The organism is Pseudomonas sp. NFACC13-1, from assembly GCF_900104425.1.
GTDB classification, from domain to species: domain Bacteria; phylum Pseudomonadota; class Gammaproteobacteria; order Pseudomonadales; family Pseudomonadaceae; genus Aquipseudomonas; species Aquipseudomonas fluorescens_AA.
This window is the reverse complement of the sequence record NZ_FMXV01000006.1, coordinates 41,458-60,715: the sequence shown is the minus strand read 5'-3', so window position 1 is coordinate 60,715 and position 19,258 is coordinate 41,458. Positions and strand designations below refer to the sequence as shown.

General features: G+C 61.1%; 17 protein-coding genes. 12 read left to right on the top strand and 5 right to left on the bottom strand.

Annotated elements, in window-relative coordinates:
* From BLQ55_RS10090 to BLQ55_RS10080, 3 genes are all read left to right on the top strand, one after another.
* The gene (locus BLQ55_RS10090; RefSeq protein ID WP_092253672.1) at window positions 1–1,161 is read left to right on the top strand and encodes an ABC transporter ATP-binding protein; all 1,161 of its coding nucleotides are present in this window, start codon (window positions 1–3) and stop codon (window positions 1,159–1,161) included.
* A gap of 130 nt (window positions 1,162–1,291) precedes the next feature.
* Window positions 1,292–2,638 (top strand): carbohydrate porin, encoded by a 1,347-nt coding sequence (locus tag BLQ55_RS10085; protein WP_092253670.1) that lies wholly within the window; start codon window positions 1,292–1,294, stop codon window positions 2,636–2,638.
* 264 nt (window positions 2,639–2,902) lie between these two features.
* Complete coding sequence (locus BLQ55_RS10080) at window positions 2,903–3,757, top strand: D-hexose-6-phosphate mutarotase (protein ID WP_092253668.1); 855 nt, start codon at window positions 2,903–2,905, stop codon at window positions 3,755–3,757.
* A gap of 158 nt (window positions 3,758–3,915) precedes the next feature.
* Here the strand turns inward: BLQ55_RS10080 and BLQ55_RS10075 are convergent, their stop codons facing one another.
* Window positions 3,916–4,776: a MurR/RpiR family transcriptional regulator gene (locus BLQ55_RS10075; protein ID WP_170842276.1), complete on the bottom strand. Its 861-nt coding sequence runs from the start codon at window positions 4,774–4,776 to the stop codon at window positions 3,916–3,918.
* A 196-nt stretch (window positions 4,777–4,972) separates the two neighbouring features.
* Between BLQ55_RS10075 and zwf the strand changes: the two genes are divergently transcribed.
* Genes zwf through BLQ55_RS10060 form a run of 3 tightly spaced genes read left to right on the top strand, consistent with a single transcriptional unit; the run spans window position 4,973 to window position 7,825 of the window.
* Window positions 4,973–6,442, top strand: coding sequence for a glucose-6-phosphate dehydrogenase (gene zwf, locus BLQ55_RS10070; protein ID WP_092203908.1), 1,470 nt, complete (start codon window positions 4,973–4,975; stop codon window positions 6,440–6,442).
* The gene (gene pgl / locus BLQ55_RS10065; RefSeq protein ID WP_092203906.1) at window positions 6,429–7,142 is read left to right on the top strand and encodes a 6-phosphogluconolactonase; all 714 of its coding nucleotides are present in this window, start codon (window positions 6,429–6,431) and stop codon (window positions 7,140–7,142) included. Before zwf ends, pgl begins: the two co-directional genes overlap by 14 nt.
* Before the next feature lie 17 nt (window positions 7,143–7,159).
* The gene (locus BLQ55_RS10060; RefSeq protein WP_060738863.1) at window positions 7,160–7,825 is read left to right on the top strand and encodes a bifunctional 4-hydroxy-2-oxoglutarate aldolase/2-dehydro-3-deoxy-phosphogluconate aldolase; all 666 of its coding nucleotides are present in this window, start codon (window positions 7,160–7,162) and stop codon (window positions 7,823–7,825) included.
* 262 nt (window positions 7,826–8,087) lie between these two features.
* On the opposite strand, the gene BLQ55_RS10055 is transcribed toward BLQ55_RS10060, so the two are convergent.
* A complete protein-coding gene (locus BLQ55_RS10055) occupies window positions 8,088–9,275 on the bottom strand; it encodes an aminotransferase class V-fold PLP-dependent enzyme (protein WP_092253666.1) in 1,188 nt (395 codons plus the stop codon).
* A gap of 16 nt (window positions 9,276–9,291) precedes the next feature.
* Entirely contained in the window at window positions 9,292–9,528 is a 237-nt protein-coding gene (locus BLQ55_RS10050) for a DUF3820 family protein (RefSeq protein ID WP_092203902.1), read from the bottom strand.
* Between the two features lie 207 nt (window positions 9,529–9,735).
* Between BLQ55_RS10050 and BLQ55_RS10045 the strand changes: the two genes are divergently transcribed.
* The 4 genes from BLQ55_RS10045 (at window position 9,736) to BLQ55_RS10030 (ending at window position 13,512) form a co-directional block, all read left to right on the top strand.
* Entirely contained in the window at window positions 9,736–10,203 is a 468-nt protein-coding gene (locus BLQ55_RS10045) for a ferritin-like domain-containing protein (protein ID WP_092203900.1), read from the top strand.
* Window positions 10,204–10,445: 242 nt separating this feature from the next.
* The gene (locus BLQ55_RS10040; RefSeq protein ID WP_092253664.1) at window positions 10,446–12,446 is read left to right on the top strand and encodes an FUSC family protein; all 2,001 of its coding nucleotides are present in this window, start codon (window positions 10,446–10,448) and stop codon (window positions 12,444–12,446) included.
* Entirely contained in the window at window positions 12,433–12,639 is a 207-nt protein-coding gene (locus BLQ55_RS10035) for a DUF1656 domain-containing protein (RefSeq protein WP_092203896.1), read from the top strand. Before BLQ55_RS10040 ends, BLQ55_RS10035 begins: the two co-directional genes overlap by 14 nt.
* 9 nt (window positions 12,640–12,648) lie before the next feature.
* Window positions 12,649–13,512: an efflux RND transporter periplasmic adaptor subunit gene (locus BLQ55_RS10030; protein ID WP_092203894.1), complete on the top strand. Its 864-nt coding sequence runs from the start codon at window positions 12,649–12,651 to the stop codon at window positions 13,510–13,512.
* 152 nt (window positions 13,513–13,664) lie between these two features.
* On the opposite strand, the gene BLQ55_RS10025 is transcribed toward BLQ55_RS10030, so the two are convergent.
* Both BLQ55_RS10025 and BLQ55_RS10020 read right to left on the bottom strand, forming a co-directional pair.
* Window positions 13,665–14,135, bottom strand: a complete 471-nt coding sequence (locus tag BLQ55_RS10025) for a MaoC family dehydratase (RefSeq protein ID WP_092253662.1) — start codon at window positions 14,133–14,135, stop codon at window positions 13,665–13,667.
* Between the two features lie 40 nt (window positions 14,136–14,175).
* Complete coding sequence (locus BLQ55_RS10020) at window positions 14,176–15,120, bottom strand: alpha/beta hydrolase (RefSeq protein ID WP_092253660.1); 945 nt, start codon at window positions 15,118–15,120, stop codon at window positions 14,176–14,178.
* A 224-nt stretch (window positions 15,121–15,344) separates the two neighbouring features.
* Here BLQ55_RS10020 and fadD2 point away from each other — a divergent pair, with 224 nt between their 5' ends.
* Together fadD2 and fadD1 are read left to right on the top strand one after the other, a co-directional pair.
* A complete protein-coding gene (gene fadD2 / locus BLQ55_RS10015) occupies window positions 15,345–17,033 on the top strand; it encodes a long-chain-fatty-acid--CoA ligase FadD2 (RefSeq protein ID WP_092253658.1) in 1,689 nt (562 codons plus the stop codon).
* Between the two features lie 363 nt (window positions 17,034–17,396).
* Window positions 17,397–19,088, top strand: a complete 1,692-nt coding sequence (fadD1, locus tag BLQ55_RS10010) for a long-chain-fatty-acid--CoA ligase FadD1 (protein ID WP_092203888.1) — start codon at window positions 17,397–17,399, stop codon at window positions 19,086–19,088.
* Window positions 19,089–19,258 lie beyond the last annotated feature (170 nt).

The window sequence follows — 19,258 nt, the reverse complement described above, 5'->3', positions numbered from 1 at the left end:
ATGGCAACGCTTGAACTTCGCAACGTAAACAAGACCTATGGTGCCGGCCTGCCGGACACCCTGAAGAACATCGAGTTGTCGATCAAGGACGGTGAGTTCCTGATCCTCGTTGGCCCTTCGGGCTGCGGCAAGTCGACGCTGATGAACTGCATCGCCGGCCTCGAGACCATCACCGGCGGCGCGATCATGATTGGTGACCAGGATGTCAGCGGCATGAGCCCGAAGGATCGTGACATCGCCATGGTGTTCCAGTCCTACGCGCTGTACCCGACCATGAGCGTGCGCGAGAACATCGAGTTCGGCCTGAAAATCCGCAAGATGAACCAGTCGGCCATCGACGAAGAAGTCAACCGCGTGGCCAAGCTGCTGCAGATCGAGCACCTGCTCAATCGCAAGCCCGGGCAGCTTTCCGGCGGCCAGCAACAGCGCGTGGCCATGGGCCGGGCGCTGGCGCGGCGGCCGAAGATCTACCTGTTCGACGAACCGCTGTCCAACCTCGACGCCAAGCTGCGGGTCGAGATGCGTACCGAAATGAAGCTGATGCACCAGCGCCTGAAGACCACCACGGTCTACGTGACCCACGACCAGATCGAAGCCATGACCCTGGGCGACAAAGTGGCGGTGATGAAGGACGGGATCATCCAGCAGTTCGGTACCCCGAAAGACATCTACACCAACCCGGCCAACCTGTTCGTGGCGAGCTTCATCGGTTCGCCGCCGATGAACTTCATCCCGCTGCGCCTGCAACGCAAGGACGGCCGCCTGCTGGCGCTGCTCGACAGCGGCCAGGCCCGTTGCGAACTGCCGATGGGCATGCAGGACGCCGGCCTGGAAGACCGCGAAGTGATCCTGGGCATGCGCCCGGAGCAGATCATGCTGGCGGGCAGCGAGCCCAATGGCTTGCCGACCATTCGCGCCGAAGTCCAGGTCACCGAGCCTACCGGGCCGGACACCCTGGTGTTCGTCAACCTCAACGACACCAAGGTTTGCTGCCGCCTGGCACCGGACGTGGCGCCGCAAGTCGGGGAGACCCTGACGCTGCAATTCGATCCATCGAAAGTGCTGCTGTTCGATGCCCAGTCCGGCGAACGCCTGGGCGTGGCCGGCCAGCCGCAAGCTGACGTACGCAGCGCCAACGTGGCGCAGTTCAAAGGCCGATGAAGAACACATGTGGGAGCCAGCGTGCGCCCATCAAGAAGGAGTATGCGGTGAGTGGGGGACCACCCGCCGCAATCGTTGTAAACCGCGTTAGATAAAAACAGTTAATAACAATAAAGACGAGGATGTAGGGATGAAGAAGAAAAACAACGCCCAGCTAATCTGCCAGTTGTCAGCCGTTGCGGCGATGATGCTGGCCGGTAGCGCACACGCGGACGAGGCGTTCAGCGCCGACTCGAAGTGGATGACGGGTGACTGGGGCGGTGAACGGACCAGGCTGATCGAGCAAGGTATCGACATCAAGGCCGACTACGTCGGTGAAGTCGGTGGCAACCTGCATGGCGGCTACAACAACGACAAGACCGCGCGTTACTCCGACCAGTTTGGCCTGGGCGTGGCGCTGGACCTGCAAAAGCTGTGGGGTTGGGATAACACCCAGGCCAAGATCCAACTGACCAATCGTAATGGCGAGAACATCTCCAACGACCGTGTCGGCGATCCGCGTGCCGGGACCTTGAGCTCCTCCCAGGAAGTCTACGGCCGTGGTCACATGGTCCGTCTCACCCAGTTGTGGATCAAGCACCAGTTCCTCGACGGCAAGCTGGACGTCAAGGCCGGTTACTTCGGCGAAGGCGAAGACTTCAACACCTTCCCTTGTGAATTCCAGAACCTGGCCTTCTGCGGCTCCCAGGTCGGTAACTGGGCCACCAATATCTGGTACAACTGGCCCGTCAGCCAGGCGGCGATCCGCGTGAAATACAACCTCACGCCTGAGTTCTTCATGCAGATCGGTGCGTACAACCAGAACCCTTCGCAACTGGAACACGGCAACGGCTTCAAGCTCAGCGGCAGCGGTACCAAGGGCACCGTGATCCCGGTCGAACTGGTCTGGTCGCCGAAGGTCAACAGCCTGCCGGGTGAGTACCGTGTGGGTTACTACAAGAGCACGGCCGATGCCAATGACGTCCGTGAAGACGACAACGGCGACGATGCCGCGACCACCGGTAACGCCTATCGCAGCCACAATAGCAAGCACGGCTACTGGTTCGTGGCACAGCAACAACTCACCACTCACAACGGTGACGCGTCCCGCGGCCTGAACATCGCCGCCAACGCGACCTTCCACGACAAGGACACCAACGTCGTCGACAACTACCAGTCGCTGATGTTCGTGTACAAGGGGCCATTCGATGCGCGTCCAAAAGATGACATCGGCATCGGTTTCTCCCGCATCCATGTCAACGATGACGTGAAGAAAAACGCCGAGCTGACCAACGCTGCCAATGGCGTCAGCGACTACAACGACCCACTGTTCGCGCCGTTGCGTGACACCGAGTACAACTACGAGCTCAACTACGGTGTCCACGTGACCAACTGGCTGACCGTGCGTCCGAACCTGCAGTACATCACTCACCCGGGCGGTGTGGATGAAGTCGACAACGCGCTGGTGGCCGGCCTGAAAATTCAGTCGGTGTTCTAACGCTGTTGCGATAAGCTCCTCTCTATGTGCGCATATTTGCGGACGGCCAAGGCTGTCCGCTTTTTTTTGGGGAGCGCATGGTCAATGCGGAACCTGTGGTGAGGGGATTTATCCCCGCTGGGGCGCGCAGCGGCCCTAAAACAGGCTCCTCGGTGTTTCAGTTCACTGCTTTGGGACTGCTTCGCAGTCCAGCGGGGATAAATCCCCTCGCCACAAAAGCTGTCGCATCAATTGAGAGTTCAATGATTTCCAGGACCGCGGCCCATGCATGAGCATCCGCTACAACGCTTTTTCAGATCCTTGCGCGAGCGCCCGGTGTTCGCGTGGGAGCGCTATCGGCAACGCGATGTGTTGGTGATCGATCATCCGTTGTGCCAGGCGGTGTTCAGTCGCCAGGGCGCGCAGTTGCTGCACTTCCAGCCGCGCGGCCAGAAGCCGTGGTTGTGGTGCGCGGCCAAATGGCCACACGTCGGTGCGATCCGTGGCGGAGTACCGGTGTGCTGGCCGTGGTATGGCCGTCATCCCATCGAAAACGCCTGGCCGTCCCATGGTTGGGCGCGGTTGATCGATTGGAAGCTGCTCGACAGCCGCAGTGATGAAGACGGTGTGCATCTGCACTGGCAACTGCAATTGTGCGACTGGCAAGTGGACTTGCACGCCGACCTGGGTGAGCGCATGGAATTGCGCTTGAGCACCGAGCACCAGGACAGCCTGCCGTGCCAGTTGAGCCAGGCCTTGCACGCCTATTGGCGTATTGGTGACGTCGGTGAGGTAGCGCTGTCTGGGCTTGAAGGCGCCCAGGGTTATGACCAGTTGAGCCGCGCGGTTTGCCAGCAGGAAGGCGAGTTGCGGGTCGAGGGCGGCTGCCAGCGGGTGTTCCAGCATGAGGGTGAATTGCAGCTCAAGGATCACGCCTGGCAGCGCGAATTGCGTATCGACACCGGCGACAGTGCCGACACCGTGGTCTGGCATCCCGGCACGCGGCCGTTGCTGGGGGTGAGTTGGGATGAGGTCAGCGAATTCGTCTGTGTCGAAGCGGCCAGTGGCGGCACCGACAGCCTGTGCCTGGCGCCGGGGGAGCGGGCGCATTTGAGTTTGCAGGCGTGGGTGGGGGCTTGATTCAGGATGTGGGATGCGGCTGCTGGCCCCATCGCGAGCAGGCTCGCTCCCACATTAGCTCTGCGTCGAACACAAAGATTGTGTCCTGTGAAGATCTATTGTGGGAGCGAGCCTGCTCGCGATGACGGACTACCCGGCAGCGAGGATTCTGGATCGAATCAGTTGAACTCATCCCCCACCGGATACCGGCTGGCATTCAGGCTTTCCTTGATCTTGCGCAGATGCGGCTGGAAGTCCACGCCCCGACGCAGGGTCATGCCGGTGGCGAGCACGTCCAGTACGGTGAGTTGGATGATCCGCGAGGTCATCGGCATATAGATGTCAGTGTCTTCGGGCAGGGGGATGTTCAGGCTCAGGGTACTGGCCTTGGCCAGCGGCGAGCCTTCGGCGGTCAGGCCCAGTACCGAGGCGCCGTTTTCCCGGGCGATGCGCGCCACTTCCACCAACTCGCGGGTGCGGCCGGTGTAGGAAATGATCACGAACAGCTCGCCGGTATGGGCCACCGACGCAATCATGCGCTGCATCAGGACGTCGGCGTGGGCGGTCACTGCCAGGTTGAAGCGGAAAAACTTGTGCTGGGCATCCAGGGCCACCGGGGCGGAGGCGCCGAGGCCGAAGAAGTGGATCTGCCGGGCCTGGATCAGCAGGTCCACGGCGCGACTGATCAAATTGGGATCAAGGGCCTGGCAGGCGCTGTCCAATGAGGCAATGGCACTGCCAAAGATCTTGCGGGTGTAGGCTTCCGGGTTGTCATCGGCTTCTACCGCGCGGCTGACATAAGCGGCGCCGCTGGCCAGGCTCTGGGCCAATTGCAGTTTGAGTTCCGGGTAACCGCTGACGCCGAACGAGCGGCAGAAGCGGTTGACGGTCGGTTCGCTGACCGAAGCCGCCTGGGCGAGGGCGGCGATGCTGAAGCGGGTCGCCTGCTGCGGATTGAGCAGGATGATCTCGGCCACCTTGCGTTCGGCCTTGTTCAGGTCTTCAAGGCGACTCTGGATCTGTTCCAGTAAGTTTCGCACGCGGTCCATACAAGATTCCTAGGAAGACGGGTCTTTGATACGACCCTTTGCGGTGGCCTATCCTACTGATGGCTCCGGCGGACCACCACTCGGAATCGGTATTTTCGGAAAATGTTGTGTTTATTACTACATTTTTCCTTGAGTGATACCTTGAAAAAAGGTATTTGTAGTTTAACTTGATAAAAGAACAAACATCATGCCTTCGATTACGGTTGAACCGTGCACCTTTGCCTTGTTCGGCGCGTTGGGCGATCTGGCCTTGCGCAAGCTCTTTCCTGCCCTGTACCAGCTCGATGGCGCCCAATTGTTGCACGAGGACACGCGGATCATCGCGCTGGCCCGTGAGCCTGGCGGTGAGCAGCAGCACCTGGCATTCATCGCCGCCGAGCTGCGCCGTTATGTCGGCGAAAAAGACCTGGACGAAGCCGTGCTCGAGCGCTTCCTGGCGCGTTTGACCTATCTGCACGTGGATTTCCTCAAGGCCGACGATTATGTCGCCCTGGCCGAAGCGGCCGGTTCGGCCCAGCAGGTCATTGCCTATTTCGCCACCCCGGCGGCGGTGTATGGGGCGATCTGCGAGAACCTGGCGAAGGTCGGCTTGAGCGAGAATACCCGGGTCGTGCTGGAGAAACCCATTGGCTCGGACCTGGAGTCGTCGCGCAAGGTCAACGATGCCGTGGCGCAGTTCTTCCCGGAGAACCGTACTTATCGCATCGACCATTACCTGGGCAAGGAGACGGTGCAGAACCTGATCGCGCTGCGGTTCGCCAACAGCCTGTTCGAAACCCAGTGGAACCAGAACTACATTTCCCACGTGGAAATCACCGTGGCCGAGAAGGTCGGTATCGAAGGCCGCTGGGGCTATTTCGACAAGGCCGGCCAACTGCGGGACATGATCCAGAACCACCTGCTGCAACTGCTGTGCCTGATCGCCATGGACCCGCCGGCCGACTTGTCCGCCGACAGTATCCGTGACGAGAAGGTCAAGGTGCTCAAGGCCCTCGCGCCGATCAGCCCGGAAGGCTTGACCACCCAGGTGGTGCGCGGCCAGTACATCGCCGGCCACAGCGAGGGCAAGTCGGTGCCTGGCTACCTCGAAGAACCCAATTCCAACACCCAGAGCGACACCGAGACGTTCGTCGCCCTGCGCGCCGACATCCGCAACTGGCGTTGGGCCGGGGTACCGTTTTACCTGCGTACCGGCAAGCGCATGCCGCAGAAGCTGTCGCAGATCGTCATCCACTTCAAGGAACCGTCCCACTACATCTTCGCGCCCGAGCAGCGTTTGCAGATCAGCAACAAGCTGATCATCCGCCTGCAACCGGACGAAGGGATTTCCTTGCGGGTGATGACCAAGGAGCAGGGCCTGGACAAGGGCATGCAATTGCGCAGCGGTCCGCTGCAACTCAACTTCTCCGACACCTATCGCAGCGCACGGATTCCCGATGCCTACGAGCGGTTGTTGCTGGAAGTCATGAACGGCAATCAGAACCTGTTTGTCCGTAAAGACGAAATCGAAGCCGCGTGGACGTGGTGTGACCAGTTGATTGCCGGGTGGAAAAAATCCGGCGATGCGCCCAAGCCGTATGCGGCTGGGTCCTGGGGGCCGATGAGCTCCATTGCTCTGATCACGCGGGATGGGAGGTCATGGTATGGCGATATCTGAAGTGAAACTGCCCCAGGGCGTCAGCGCCCGTGAATTCAAGAACCCGGTGCTGCTGGCCGAAGGCCTGGCGCTGAACGTGGCCGAGCAGTTGCGCAATGCGATCGATGCCCGCGGCACGGGGACCCTGGTGGTGTCCGGTGGCCGCAGTCCGGTGGCGTTTTTCCAGCACTTGGCCAAGCAGCCGCTGGACTGGTCCAAGGTGGTGGTCAGCCTGGCCGACGAGCGCTGGGTACCGGTTGAACACGCCGACAGCAACGCCGGTTTGCTCAAGCGTTACCTGTTGCAGGGCGCAGCGGCCAAGGTCCAGTTCCTGAGCCTCTACAGCGCCAGCGCTCACCTGGAAGCGGCTGCCGAGCAGGCCGATCGTTTGCTGGCCGAGCTGCCGCCCATCGACGTGCTGGTATTGGGCATGGGCGATGACGGGCATACCGCCTCGCTGTTCCCCGGCAGCCCGAACCTGGCCCAAGCCCTGGACGCCAATGGCGCACGCCGCTGCTGGCCGATGCTGGCACCGACCGTGCCGCATCAGCGCTTGACCATGAGCCGCGCCTTGCTGGCTTCGGCGCAACACAAAGTGCTGTCGATTTCCGGTCAGTCGAAATTGACCACCCTGAACGCTGCGGTGGCAGGTGACGATGTCGCCGAAATGCCGATCCGTGCGTTTTTGCAACCTACGTTAGAGATTTACTGGTGCCCATGAACCAAGGATCAGCCGCTATGACAAACCCATCCCCGACCGTTTCCATGGCGGACAAAGTTGCCCTGATCGACAGCCTCTGCGCCAAGGCGCGGATCCTGCCGGTGATCACCATCGCCCGTGAACAGGACATCCTGCCGCTGGCCGATGCCCTGGCCGCCGGTGGCCTGACGGCGCTGGAAGTGACGTTGCGTTCCCAGCACGGCCTCAAGGCCATCCAGGTGCTGCGCGAGCAGCGTCCGGAACTGGTGACCGGCGCCGGCACGGTACTCGATCGCCACATGCTGGACGCCGCCGAGGCGGCCGGCTCGCAGTTCATCGTCACCCCGGGCATCACCCGTGACCTGCTCGAAGCCAGCGTCTACAGCTCCATCCCCTTGTTGCCGGGCATCAGCAATGCCTCGGGCATCATGGAAGGCTACAGCCTGGGCTATCGCCGCTTCAAACTGTTCCCGGCCGAAGTCAGCGGTGGCGTCGCGGCCATCAAGGCCTTGGGCGGCCCGTTCGGCGAAGTGAAATTCTGTCCGACCGGCGGCGTGAGCCCTGCCAACATCAAGAGCTACATGGCGTTGAAAAACGTGATGTGCGTGGGCGGAAGCTGGATGCTTGATCCGGAGTGGATCAAGAACGGCGACTGGGCCCGCATTCAGGAATGCACTGCCGAGGCCTTGGCGCTGCTGGACTGATTGTTTTACCGAACCTCGTTGGGTGTTCTACGGTTTTACGGTGCGCTTGGTCGGCGCGCCGTTTTTTTTGCCTGGGGTTTTATGCTGGCACAGATTTCCTGTGGCCAGAGAGCAAGCTCCCGCTGGGCTGTGTAGGAGCTGGCGAAGCCTGCGATCTTTTGATCTTTCGCTTGAGACTCAAGTGTCTGGGCAAAGATCGCAGCCTCGCTCCGCTCGTCAGCTCCTACAGGTCCAGCGGGAGCAGGCTCCCTCGTCACAGGGGCTAGGTGCGGCTCAGATGGATCAGCGCCTGGGTCAACCGCTCGATATCACTCGCCAAGGTAATCAACCCTGGGGTAATGCGGATGCATGGCCCGACGCTGGTATGGCGCACCACGGTAAAAATCCCATGCTCATCGAGCAGTCGAGCGGCCATCGTCTGTTGGTCGGCCTGGTTGGTGAAGCGCATCGCCGTGATGCCGCAATAGAGGCGCCGGTCATCCGGGGTCATCACCTCGATGCCCGGCACATCGCGCACGGCATTCACCCACAGGTCGCGCAGGTAGCAGAGGCGCGGGCCTTTGGCCAGGGCGCCGCCCAGGCTGCGGTGTTCTTCGAAGACCAGGGGCAGGGTGAGCAAGGCCGGGATATTGGGCGTGCTGTGGGGTGTGCGCGAGCGGATGTCGGTGGCGGGGTAGTGGTCTTCGTCCATGTCCGGATCGATGTCGGCCAACCGCTGCGGGGCGATGTACAGGAAGCCCTGGGAGAGCGGGCCGCCGATCCACTTCTGCAGGTTGAACCCGGCAAATTCGATCCCGAGCTTCTTCAGGTCGAAATCGATCTGGCCCAGGGCGTGGGCACCGTCGAGGATGATATCGACGGCAAACGCCCGGGCGTTCTCGGCAATGGCCTGGACCGGCATCACCAGCCCGGTCAGGTGGTTGACGTAGGTCAGCGCCATCAGTTTGAGGCGAGGGTAGCGAATGAATGCTTCGCGGTAAGTGCTCACCAGGCTGTCGAAACTGGCGGGGTGCTGGTGGACGATTTCGATCACCTCCGCGCCACGTTGGCGGGCCAGCCAGCGCATGGCGCTTTTGACCGAGGCATATTCCATGTCACAGATCAGCACTTGATCGCCCGGCTTGAGGCCGTTGTAGTTGCGAATCAAGGTTTGCAGGGCATCCACCGCGCTGTTGGCCAACGTCACGCTCTGGGGGGAGGCGTGGATCAGCCGGGCCACCTGTCGCCGAATGGCTTCGCCGTGTTCCCGGTCGAACTGCTGGCGCACATACACCGAGTTGCCGCGGTTGATGAACTCGATGTTGCGCTGGTATTCCTCCACCACGGTGCGGGACATGCGTGCGAAGTAGCCGTTTTCCAGATTGAGTGGCCCGGCGGGATCGATGTCGTAGCGGTCGACAAAGGTTCGCCAGAAGGCTTCATCGTGGGCGCGCAGCGTGTTCTCGGGCATGGCGGGTCTCAGTCAGTCAATGGCGAGGTTTGGGCAGGCCATGTTTGGCGCGCAGCGGGTCGAGCAGGTCGGACAAGCCGTTATGATCGATTTCCTGCATCAATGCCAGCAAACCGCCGAGTTCACCGTGGGGGAAACCCTGGCGAGCGAACCAGTTGAGGTATTGACCTGGCAGGTCGGCAAGGATTCGACCCTTGTACTTGCCAAAGGGCATTTGACGCGTGACGAGCAACTCGAGCTTTTCCGGATTCATGGCAATCGTCTTGATTTCAAATCTGTCTCGAAAATACAGGCATTCTGCATGCAGGCCAAATGACAGATCATGCAAATAGCGCGGATACAGATTTCAGGGTATTTATTAACTAATTGATTTTTAAGTGTTTTTATTGGTTTTGATGGCTGGCATGGCTGATGCAATATCCCTTGCAGGTTTTCTATTCACCAGCAAAGGAACTGAAAAATGACTGACATCAACAAAGAATCCATCTCCGTCTTGAACGACCTGATCGAGACCTGCAAGGATGGCCAGGAAGGGTTCAAGACCTGCGCTGAAGACATCAAGCATCCAGAGCTCAAGACGCTGTTCGTCCAGCGCTCCGCCGATTGCGCCACCGCGGCGGCCGAGCTGCAGGCAGCCGTTCGTTCGTTGGGCGGTGATCCGGAAACGTCCACCAGCGTTGCCGGTGACCTGCACCGTCGCTGGGTGGACGTGAAATCCATGTTCACCGGCAAGGATGAAGAAGCGGTGCTCAACGAAGCCGAGCGCGGCGAGGACCATGCGCTCAAGGCTTATAAAGAGGCGCTGGAGAAAATCAACAAGCACAACCTGGTGGGCATTCGTGACCTGGTCGAACGTCAGTACCATGGCGTGCAACGCAACCATGACCAGGTCAAGGCTCTGCGCAACCAGGCGCGTGCCCAGAGTTAAACACGCAGCCAACGCCAAAAAAAACGCCAGCCTGCCTGGCGTTTTTTTGTTTGGGGCTCGGATTGAAGGTGACACTGTTGTGGCGAGTCAGGTTGGCGCACTCAGCCTCGATCAGAAAAAGTGTGTTGTTGAATCCATCCATAATCAGCTCTGGACTCTAATAGGTAGCTAGCTAATAATTGCGCCGCCTATCCCTCCGCATTGCATCTATTGTTATTGGCGTCCCCCAAAGAGTTTTTCGCGTGCCCATTACCTTCCAGGCTTTGTTCGCCCCCGACCGCCTCGCTGTGCAGTTCGCCATCAAGACCGTGCTTGGCGCCGGGCTGGCGTTATGGCTGGCGTTGCGCTGGGGGTTGGAGCAGCCGTCGTGGGCGCTGATGACGGCGATCATCGTCGCCCAGCCACTGTCCGGGATGGTGGTGCAGAAAGGGCTGGCACGATTGGTCGGCACGTTGGTGGGCACCGTCATGTCGGTGGTGTTCATGGGGCTGTTTGCCCAGGCGCCCTGGTTGTTCCTGCTGGCCTTGGCGCTCTGGCTGGGCCTTTGCACGGCCTGTTCGACGCTGCTGCGCAGTGCCTGGTCGTATTCATTCGTATTGGCCGGCTACACGGTGGCGATCATTGCCCTGCCGGCCATTTCCCATCCGCTGGGGGTGTTTGACCAAGCGGTGGCGCGCTGTACCGAGATCAGCCTGGGCATCGTCTGTGCCACGGCGGCCAGTGCCTTGCTCTGGCCGTTGCGGGTCGAGCGGCAACTGGCCGGTCAGGCCCTGGCTGCCTGGCAGAGTGGCATGCAGGCGGCCCGTGCGACCCTGGCGGGCGATGCCCAGGCCCGTAAAGGATTGCTGGAAATTCTGGGCAGGATCGTCGCGGTGGATGCCCAGCGCGAACATGCCTGGTTCGAAGGCAGCCGAGGTCGACAGCGAGCCCGGGCCATCAGCGGCTTGAGCCAGAAATTGCTGATGCTGCTGCGTATCTCGCGCTCGGTGCGCCGGCAGTGGAAGCAGCTTGACCCCGAGGAAGCGGTGGCGCTCCAGCCATGGATGAACGAGGTGCGGCAAGCCCTCGATGCCGACAGTGCGACCCTGCAGGCCCTGCGTCCCCGGGTATGGGATGCGTCCCACGACCCCCAGATCAGCGCGGCGCAAAGTTACTGCCTGGCGCGGTTCGCCTTGTTGCTCGATACCGCCCTGGCCGCCTGCGCCGCCCTGACGGCGGTGCAGGAGGGCAGGGAGGCGGCGGATCCACCCCGCACCTTGACGCCCCATCGCGACTTGTCCCTGGCCATGGTCTTCGGCGCGCGTAGCGCCCTGGCATTCCTGGCGGTGGCCTGTTTCTGGCTGGCGACCGCCTGGCCCGCCGCATCGGGTGCGCTGGTACTGACGTGCGTGGTGTGCAGCCTGTTCGCCAGTCGCGAAAACGGCGCGCAGATCGGCATGAGTTTTCTGCGGGGCATCTTTTTGGCCGTGCCGACGGCGTTCGTGATCGGCGAGCTCGTGCTACCGCAATGGAGCAGTTTCGCGATGCTGTGCATGGCCATGGGCGTGCCGTTGTTTTTCGGGGCATTGGGCATGGCCAAGCCGCAGATCTTCGCCACGGCGACGTCGTTCTGCCTGCATTTCGTGGTGTTGATTTCACCGCTCAATGCCATGAAATACGACGTCGCGGCGTTCTTCAACAATGCCCAGGCCATGATGATCGGCGTGGGCGCGGCGGTGTTGGCCTTCAATCTGTTGATTTTGCGCAACCCGGCCTGGCACAGCCGCCGTCTGCTGGCCGCGACCCTTCACGATCTGGTGCGCCTGACCCATCGCCGCCTGCCGGGGGCCGAGAGTTGGTTCGGCGGGCGCATGGCCGACCGGCTGTTGCAGCTCGCCAGGCATTACCCTGAACTGCCGGCGCAGTCGCGCAGCCGTTGGGATGATGGTTTGCTTGGCCTGGACATCGGCGATGAGCTGTTGCATTTGCGCCTGAGCCTGGCCGTCGCCCAAGTGCCCGATACCCGGGCGCAGCGCCGTTATTTCGAAGCGCTGGAGCAGGTGCTCGAACGTGGTCCGGCCGGTGACCAGGCCGATGCGCTGGCCCCGGCGAGCGCCGAGTTCCTGGACGTGTTGTCGACCCAGCCGCCCGGCGATGCACTGAAGCTGGCCCAGGGCGCGGTGGTGCAATTGCAAAACAGCTGGCGCGCCTGGTGCAGCCAGCACGAACCTGAACGACGGGAGCACAGCCATGGGCTTGCGTGAGTGGTCGATTGGCGGGGTGTTGCTCAGCCCGTTCCTGATTTATTTGGTACTGGCGTTGCTGGTGACCGGCGCGTTGCGCCTGTTGCTCAGCCTGGTGCCGGCCGGGCGGTGGATCTGGCATGAAGCCTTGTTCGACTGCGCCCTGTATGTCTGTGTCCTGACTGTCATTACCGTGGTCCTCGGGCCGCTATAGGAGTTGAACATGCGTACTTCCGTACGTGTCGCCGTCACGCTGTGCATGGTGGCCGTGGCGATCTTCGCCGGCTTTCACCTGTGGCAGTACTACATGCTCACGCCCTGGACTCGCGATGCGCGGATCCGCGCTGACGTGGTAGTGATCGCACCCGACGTGTCGGGCTGGGTGCGCGAGCTCAAGGCTGTGGATAACCAGCAGGTCAAGGCCGGTGATCTGCTGTTGAGCATCGACCGCGAGCGTTTCGAGGCGGCGGTGGAGAAGGCCCGGGCCGTGGTCCAGACACGCCAGCAGCAACTGAGCCTGCGCGAACACGAAGCCAGTCGCCGCGCCGCCCTGGGCCCCCAGGCCATCAGTGCCGAATTGCGGGAAAACGCCCAGATCAACGCTGGCATCGCCCGCGGCGAACTGCGCGAAGCCCAGGCCGAGGCCAAGGTCGCCGAGCTCAACCTGGCCCGCAGCCAGGTCCTGGCCCCCCGCAGCGGCCATATCACCAACCTGCGCCTGGCCGAAGGCAACTACGTGAATGCCGGCCAGCCGGTCATGGCGCTGATCGATGACTCGACGTTCTATGTGCAGGCCTATTTCGAAGAAACCAAATTGCCCAGGATTCGTGTGGGCGATCCGGTCAAGATCTGGCTGATGAGTGCCGGCCATGCGCTGGAGGGGCATGTCGAAAGCATCAGCCGCGGCATTACCGACCGCAACACCAACCCCGATGCGCAGTTGCTGGCGGAGGTGGAGCCGACCTTCAACTGGGTGCGCCTGGCCCAGCGGATCCCGGTGCGGATCAAGTTGGACAAGGTGCCGGAGGGGGTGAACCTGAGCGCCGGGATGACGGCGAGCGTGCAGGTGCGCGAAGACCAGCCATAATTTTGTGGCGAGGGGATTTATCCCCGTTGGGCTGCGCAGCAGCCCTTGTGCCCAGGCTGACACACGGCAGGGATTTGAGGTATTGGGGCCGCTTCGCGCCCCAGCGGGGATAAATCCCCTCGCCACATGTCATTCACTTTAGATCGCGGTAATCAACCGACAGTGATCGCCGGCAACGTCGGCAAGGTCACGGTCTGCTGCTTGCGCGGGGCGAGGATTTCGGCTTCGCCGTCCACCACCAGCTCGTCGCGCTGATTGAACACGCGGGTGGCGATGCGCACACGAAATTTCGGCATCTTTTCCAGGATTTCCAGGCGCACGGTCAGGGTGTCGCCGATTTTCACCGGTTTCTGGAAGCTCATCTGCTGGCCGATATAGATCGTGCCCGGCCCAGGCAGCTCGCACGCCACCGCCGCGCTGATCAGCGCACCGCTGAACATGCCGTGGGCGATGCGCTCCTTGAACATGCTCGCCGCGGCGAATTCGGCGTCCAGGTGCACCGGGTTGTGATCGCCCGACATCGCTGCGAACAGCTGGATGTCGCGTTCCTCGACGGTCTTGCTGTAGCTGGCGGTCTGGCCGATTTCGAGGGCTTCGTAAGGGATGTTGGTAACCTGGGTCATCTGTTTCAGATCCTGTGGAGTAAAGGAAAACGCTGCAAGCCTACTCGCTGCGTGGCGGCCGCTTGTGTTCCAGGGCCTGGGCAATCCAGGCCAGCACGTCGGCGGTCACTTCATCGCGGTTGGTTTCATTGAACAATTCGTGCCGGGCCTGCGGGTAAATCGTCAATTGCAGGTGCTGGCTGCCGGCGTCGCGCAGGGCGTCGGCCAGATCCTTCAGACGCTTGCCTTCGCTCACCGGATCACATTCGCCACCGATCACCAGCAGGGGCAGGCCCGGATCGATCTGGGCGAGATTGGACGCTTTGCTGATTTGCTGCAAGCCGCCGAGCAGGTCGACCCACAGTTGATTGGTGCAGCGAAAACCGCACAGCGGGTCGTGGACGTACTTGTCGACTTCGGCCGGATCGCGGCTGAGCCAGTCGAAGGGGGTACGCGTCGGTTTGAATTTCTTGTTGAAACTGCCGAACGACAGCCACTCGATCAAGGCACTGCGCCCCGTCGCACCCTGGCGCCGACGTTCGAAGCGGGCGATCAGGCGAGCGCTGCGGTAGAGCGCCACCGGCTGGAAGTTCGAACCGCTGAGAATCGCCCCGTGCAGGCTGGCGCTGTGATGCAGCAGGTAACCCTGGGCGATGTAGCTGCCCATGCTGTGGCCCAGCAGCAGGATGGGCGTATCAGGGTGCTGCTGGCCGATGTGATGGTTGAGGCTGGCCAAATCACCCACGACCTTGGCCCAGCCGTCTTCGTCGGCAAAGTGGCCGAGTATCGCTCCCTCGCCGGTCTTGCCATGGCCGCGCAGATCCATCCCATAGACCCCATAGCCTTCGTCGCACAGCGCCTGGGCCAGGCGGGCGTAGCGGCCACTGTGTTCAGCCATGCCATGGGCCAGCATGATCACCGCCACCGGGGCGGTTTCGGGCAGCCACTGGTTGACGAACAGGCGGCTATGGTCGGTCGCGGTCAGCCAGAACGTTTGGTGGATCATGGCGATTCCTTTGCACAAAGTCAGACGCAGCGTCGCTGCATTGTATAGCGCATCCGTTGCGTCTCGCCTGATCAGGCCACGCCATGGCAAGAAGATTCACACAATCTATGACGCAGGTTGCCATATTTGCCTGATTGGCCATAGCTGCTAGTGTCCCAGGAGCTCCGCCTCTGCAAGCGATACAGACGCGGCCCGGACATGCTCAGGTAAAGAGGACAAAAACAATGCAGCCTGATTTCTGGAATGACAAACGCCCGGCCGGCGTGCCCCTGGACGTCGACCTGGGGACCTACAAGTCGGTGATCGAGGTGTTCGAGCGTTCCTGCAAGAAATTTGCCGACCGTCCGGCGTTCAGCAATATGGGGGTGACCCTCACCTATGCCGAGCTCGAGCGCTACAGCGCGGCTTTCGCCGGTTACCTGCAAACCCATACCGACCTGGCGCCTGGCGATCGTATCGCGGTGCAGATGCCGAATATCCTGCAGTACCCGATCGCCGTGTTCGGTGCCTTGCGCGCCGGGCTGATCGTGGTCAACACCAACCCGCTGTACACCGCGCGGGAAATGCGTCATCAGTTCAAGGACTCCGGTGCCCGGGCCCTGGTGTACCTGAACATGTTCGGGCAGAAAGTCCAGGAGGTGTTGCCCGATACGGACCTGCAATACCTGATCGAAGCGAAGATGGGCGACATGATGCCCACCGCCAAGGGCTGGCTGGTCAACACGATGGTGAGCAAGGTCAAGAAAATGGTCCCGGCCTATTCGCTGCCCCAGGCCATTTCCTTCAAGAGCGCCTTGCGCCTGGGACGCGGCCAGGGCATCAAGCCACTGACCGTCAGCCTCGACGATATCGCGGTATTGCAATACACCGGTGGCACCACCGGGTTGGCGAAGGGCGCGATGCTGACCCACGGCAACCTGGTGGCCAACATGCAACAGGCCCGGGCCTGCCTGGGGCAGCTCGGCGATGACGGCCAGCCGCTGCTGCGCGAAGGCCAGGAGGTCATGATCGCGCCACTGCCGCTGTACCATATCTATGCGTTCACGGCGAACTGCATGTGCATGATGGTGACCGGCAACCACAACGTGTTGATCACCAATCCACGGGACATCGGCGGCTTCATCAAGGAACTGAAGAACTGGCGTTTCTCGTTGCTGCTGGGGCTCAACACGCTGTTCGTGGCGTTGATGGACCATCCGGATTTCAAGAGCCTGGATTTTTCCCACCTCAAGGTCACCAACTCCGGCGGCACCGCGTTGATCAAGGCCACCGCCGAGCGCTGGCAGCAGCTCACCGGTTGCGGGATTACCGAGGGCTATGGCCTGACCGAAACCTCACCGGTGGCCAGTGCCAATCCTTATGGCGGCAAGTCTCGACTGGGCACGGTGGGGATGCCGGTGCCGGGTACGCTGATGAAAGTGATCAACGACGATGGCGTCGAGCAGCCCCTGGGCGAGCGCGGCGAGCTGTGCATCAAGGGGCCGCAGATCATGAAAGGCTATTGGAACAAGCCCGAGGCCACGGCCGAAGTGCTGGACAGCGAGGGCTGGTTCAAGTCTGGCGATATCGCGGTGATCGACCCGGACGGGTTTGTGCGCATCGTCGACCGCAAGAAAGACATGATCATCGTCTCGGGTTTCAATGTGTACCCCAACGAGATCGAAGACGTGGTGATGGCCCATCCCAAGGTGGCCAACTGCGCGGTGATCGGCGTGCCGGACGAGCGTTCGGGGGAGGCGGTGAAGTTGTTCGTGGTGGCGCGGGAAACCGGGGTCAGCCTTGAAGAACTCAAGGCCTATTGCAAGGAGAATTTCACCGGCTACAAGATTCCCAAGCACATCGTGTTGCGGGATTCATTGCCGATGACGCCAGTGGGCAAGATCCTGCGGCGGGAGTTGCGGGATATCGCCTGAGGCGCCTGCCTCATGGATCACTGTGGGAGCGAGCTTGCTCGCGATAGCGGTAGGTCAGTAACAGAGATGTGGGCTGATACACCGCCATCGCGAGCAAGCTCGCTCCCACCGTTTTTATATATTCGGGGTCATTATCCAAGACTTAGAATTTTTACTCTAAAAATGACCATAAAATATTCATGAGTCATATTTATGACTGTGGGGGTTGTTTTTGGCTCTAGGCGACCCTCGGCAAAGCTGCTACTCTCGGCGCGCTTTTGTGACTTCTCGGCCTTGATTCAAGCCAGATTCACCAATAAACACACACCAATAATAATCGCATCAAATGCGGTGAGAATTCGCGTTGCTGAGGAGTGGGCTTCCATGATCGAAGACTTTTGGAAGGATAAGTACCCAGCTGGGATTGCTGCCGACATCAATCCAGACGAGTATCCGAATATTCAGGCGGTGTTGAAGCAGTCCTGCCAACGCTTTGCCAACAAGCCGGCATTCAGCAACCTCGGCAAGACGATCACCTACGGTGAGCTCTACGAGTTGTCCGGGGCGTTTGCCGCGTACCTGCAACAGCATACCGATTTACAGCCGGGCGATCGAATCGCCGTGCAGTTGCCCAACGTTCTCCAGTACCCGGTGGCGGTGTTCGGTGCGATCCGTGCCGGGTTGATCGTGGTCAACACCAACCCGTTGTACACCGCGCGGGAAATGGAACACCAGTTCAACGACTCCGGTGCCAAAGCCCTGGTGTGCCTGGCGAACATGGCGCACCTGGCCGAAACCGTGGTGCCGAAGACGGGCGTCAAGCACGTTATCGTCACTGAAGTCGCCGACCTGCTTCCGCCGCTCAAGCGCCTGTTGATCAACAGCGTGATCAAGTACGTCAAGAAGATGGTCCCGGCTTATCACTTGCCCAAGGCCGTCAAGTTCAACGACGTGTTGAGCAAAGGCCACGGCCAGCCGGTGAACGAAGCCAACCCCACCAGCGACGACGTGGCCGTGCTGCAATACACCGGCGGCACCACCGGCGTGGCCAAGGGCGCGATGCTCAGCCACCGCAACCTGGTGGCCAACATGTTGCAGTGCAAGGCGCTGATGGGCTCCAACCTCAATGAAGGTTGCGAGGTGCTGATCACGCCACTGCCGCTGTACCACATCTATGCCTTCACCTTTCATTGCATGGCGATGATGCTGATCGGCAACCACAATATTCTGATCAGCAACCCGCGTGACCTTTCGGCGATGGTCAAGGAACTGTCGAAGTGGAAGTTCAGCGGTTTCGTCGGCCTCAATACGCTGTTCGTGGCCCTGTGCAACAACGAAGCCTTCCGCAAGCTGGACTTCTCGGCACTGAAAGTCACCCTGTCCGGAGGCATGGCCTTGCAACTGGCCGCGGCCGAGCGCTGGAAAGCGGTGACCGGTTGCCCGATCTGCGAAGGTTATGGCATGACCGAAACCAGCCCGGTGGCCACCGTCAACCCGATCCAGAACATCCAGATGGGTACCATCGGTATTCCTGTGCCGTCGACGCTGTGCAAGGTGATCAATGACGCGGGTGTCGAGCAGCCATTGGGCGAAATCGGCGAGTTGTGCGTGAAAGGTCCACAGGTGATGAAGGGCTACTGGCAGCGTCAGGACGCCACCGACGAGATCCTCGACAGCGAAGGTTGGCTCAAGACCGGTGATATCGCGCTGATCCAGCCGGACGGCTACATGCGCATCGTCGATCGCAAGAAGGACATGATCCTGATCTCCGGTTTCAACGTGTACCCCAACGAACTGGAAGACGTGCTGGCAACCCTGCCGGGCGTGCTGCAATGCGCGGCCATCGGCGTACCGGACGAAAAATCCGGCGAGGCGATCAAGATCTTCATCGTCGCACGGCCCGGTGTGACGTTGACCAAGGAACAGGTAATGGAACACATGCGTGCCAACGTCACCGGCTACAAGGTGCCCAAGGCCGTGGAGTTCCGCGATGCCTTGCCGACCACCAACGTGGGCAAGATCCTGCGCCGCGAGTTGCGGGATGAAGAACTCAGGAAGTTGGGGTTGAAGAAGTAAGACCGTTACCCATGAAAAGCCCCGCTGATGCGGGGCTTTTTGTTGGCTGCGATTTCCTGGGCAAGAAAGCTTGTGTGGCGAGGGAGCTTGCTCCCGCTGGACGCGCAGCGGCCCCTTGCGGTGTGTCCGTCAGATCGAAGGGGGCTGCTGCGCAGCCCAGCGGGAGCAAG

Coding starts and splice junctions, on each gene's coding strand:
- BLQ55_RS10020 (WP_092253660.1), bottom strand. CDS start 15,120: ATGATCCACCAAACGTTCTGGCTGACCGCGACCGACCATAGCCGCCTG.
- BLQ55_RS10060 (WP_060738863.1), top strand. CDS start 7,160: ATGACAAACCCATCCCCGACCGTTTCCATGGCGGACAAAGTTGCCCTG.
- BLQ55_RS10025 (WP_092253662.1), bottom strand. CDS start 14,135: ATGACCCAGGTTACCAACATCCCTTACGAAGCCCTCGAAATCGGCCAG.
- BLQ55_RS10090 (WP_092253672.1), top strand. CDS start 1: ATGGCAACGCTTGAACTTCGCAACGTAAACAAGACCTATGGTGCCGGC.
- BLQ55_RS10085 (WP_092253670.1), top strand. CDS start 1,292: ATGAAGAAGAAAAACAACGCCCAGCTAATCTGCCAGTTGTCAGCCGTT.
- BLQ55_RS10050 (WP_092203902.1), bottom strand. CDS start 9,528: ATGAATCCGGAAAAGCTCGAGTTGCTCGTCACGCGTCAAATGCCCTTT.
- BLQ55_RS10055 (WP_092253666.1), bottom strand. CDS start 9,275: ATGCCCGAGAACACGCTGCGCGCCCACGATGAAGCCTTCTGGCGAACC.
- BLQ55_RS10045 (WP_092203900.1), top strand. CDS start 9,736: ATGACTGACATCAACAAAGAATCCATCTCCGTCTTGAACGACCTGATC.
- fadD1 (WP_092203888.1), top strand. CDS start 17,397: ATGATCGAAGACTTTTGGAAGGATAAGTACCCAGCTGGGATTGCTGCC.
- fadD2 (WP_092253658.1), top strand. CDS start 15,345: ATGCAGCCTGATTTCTGGAATGACAAACGCCCGGCCGGCGTGCCCCTG.
- zwf (WP_092203908.1), top strand. CDS start 4,973: ATGCCTTCGATTACGGTTGAACCGTGCACCTTTGCCTTGTTCGGCGCG.
- BLQ55_RS10080 (WP_092253668.1), top strand. CDS start 2,903: ATGCATGAGCATCCGCTACAACGCTTTTTCAGATCCTTGCGCGAGCGC.
- pgl (WP_092203906.1), top strand. CDS start 6,429: ATGGCGATATCTGAAGTGAAACTGCCCCAGGGCGTCAGCGCCCGTGAA.
- BLQ55_RS10035 (WP_092203896.1), top strand. CDS start 12,433: ATGGGCTTGCGTGAGTGGTCGATTGGCGGGGTGTTGCTCAGCCCGTTC.
- BLQ55_RS10030 (WP_092203894.1), top strand. CDS start 12,649: ATGCGTACTTCCGTACGTGTCGCCGTCACGCTGTGCATGGTGGCCGTG.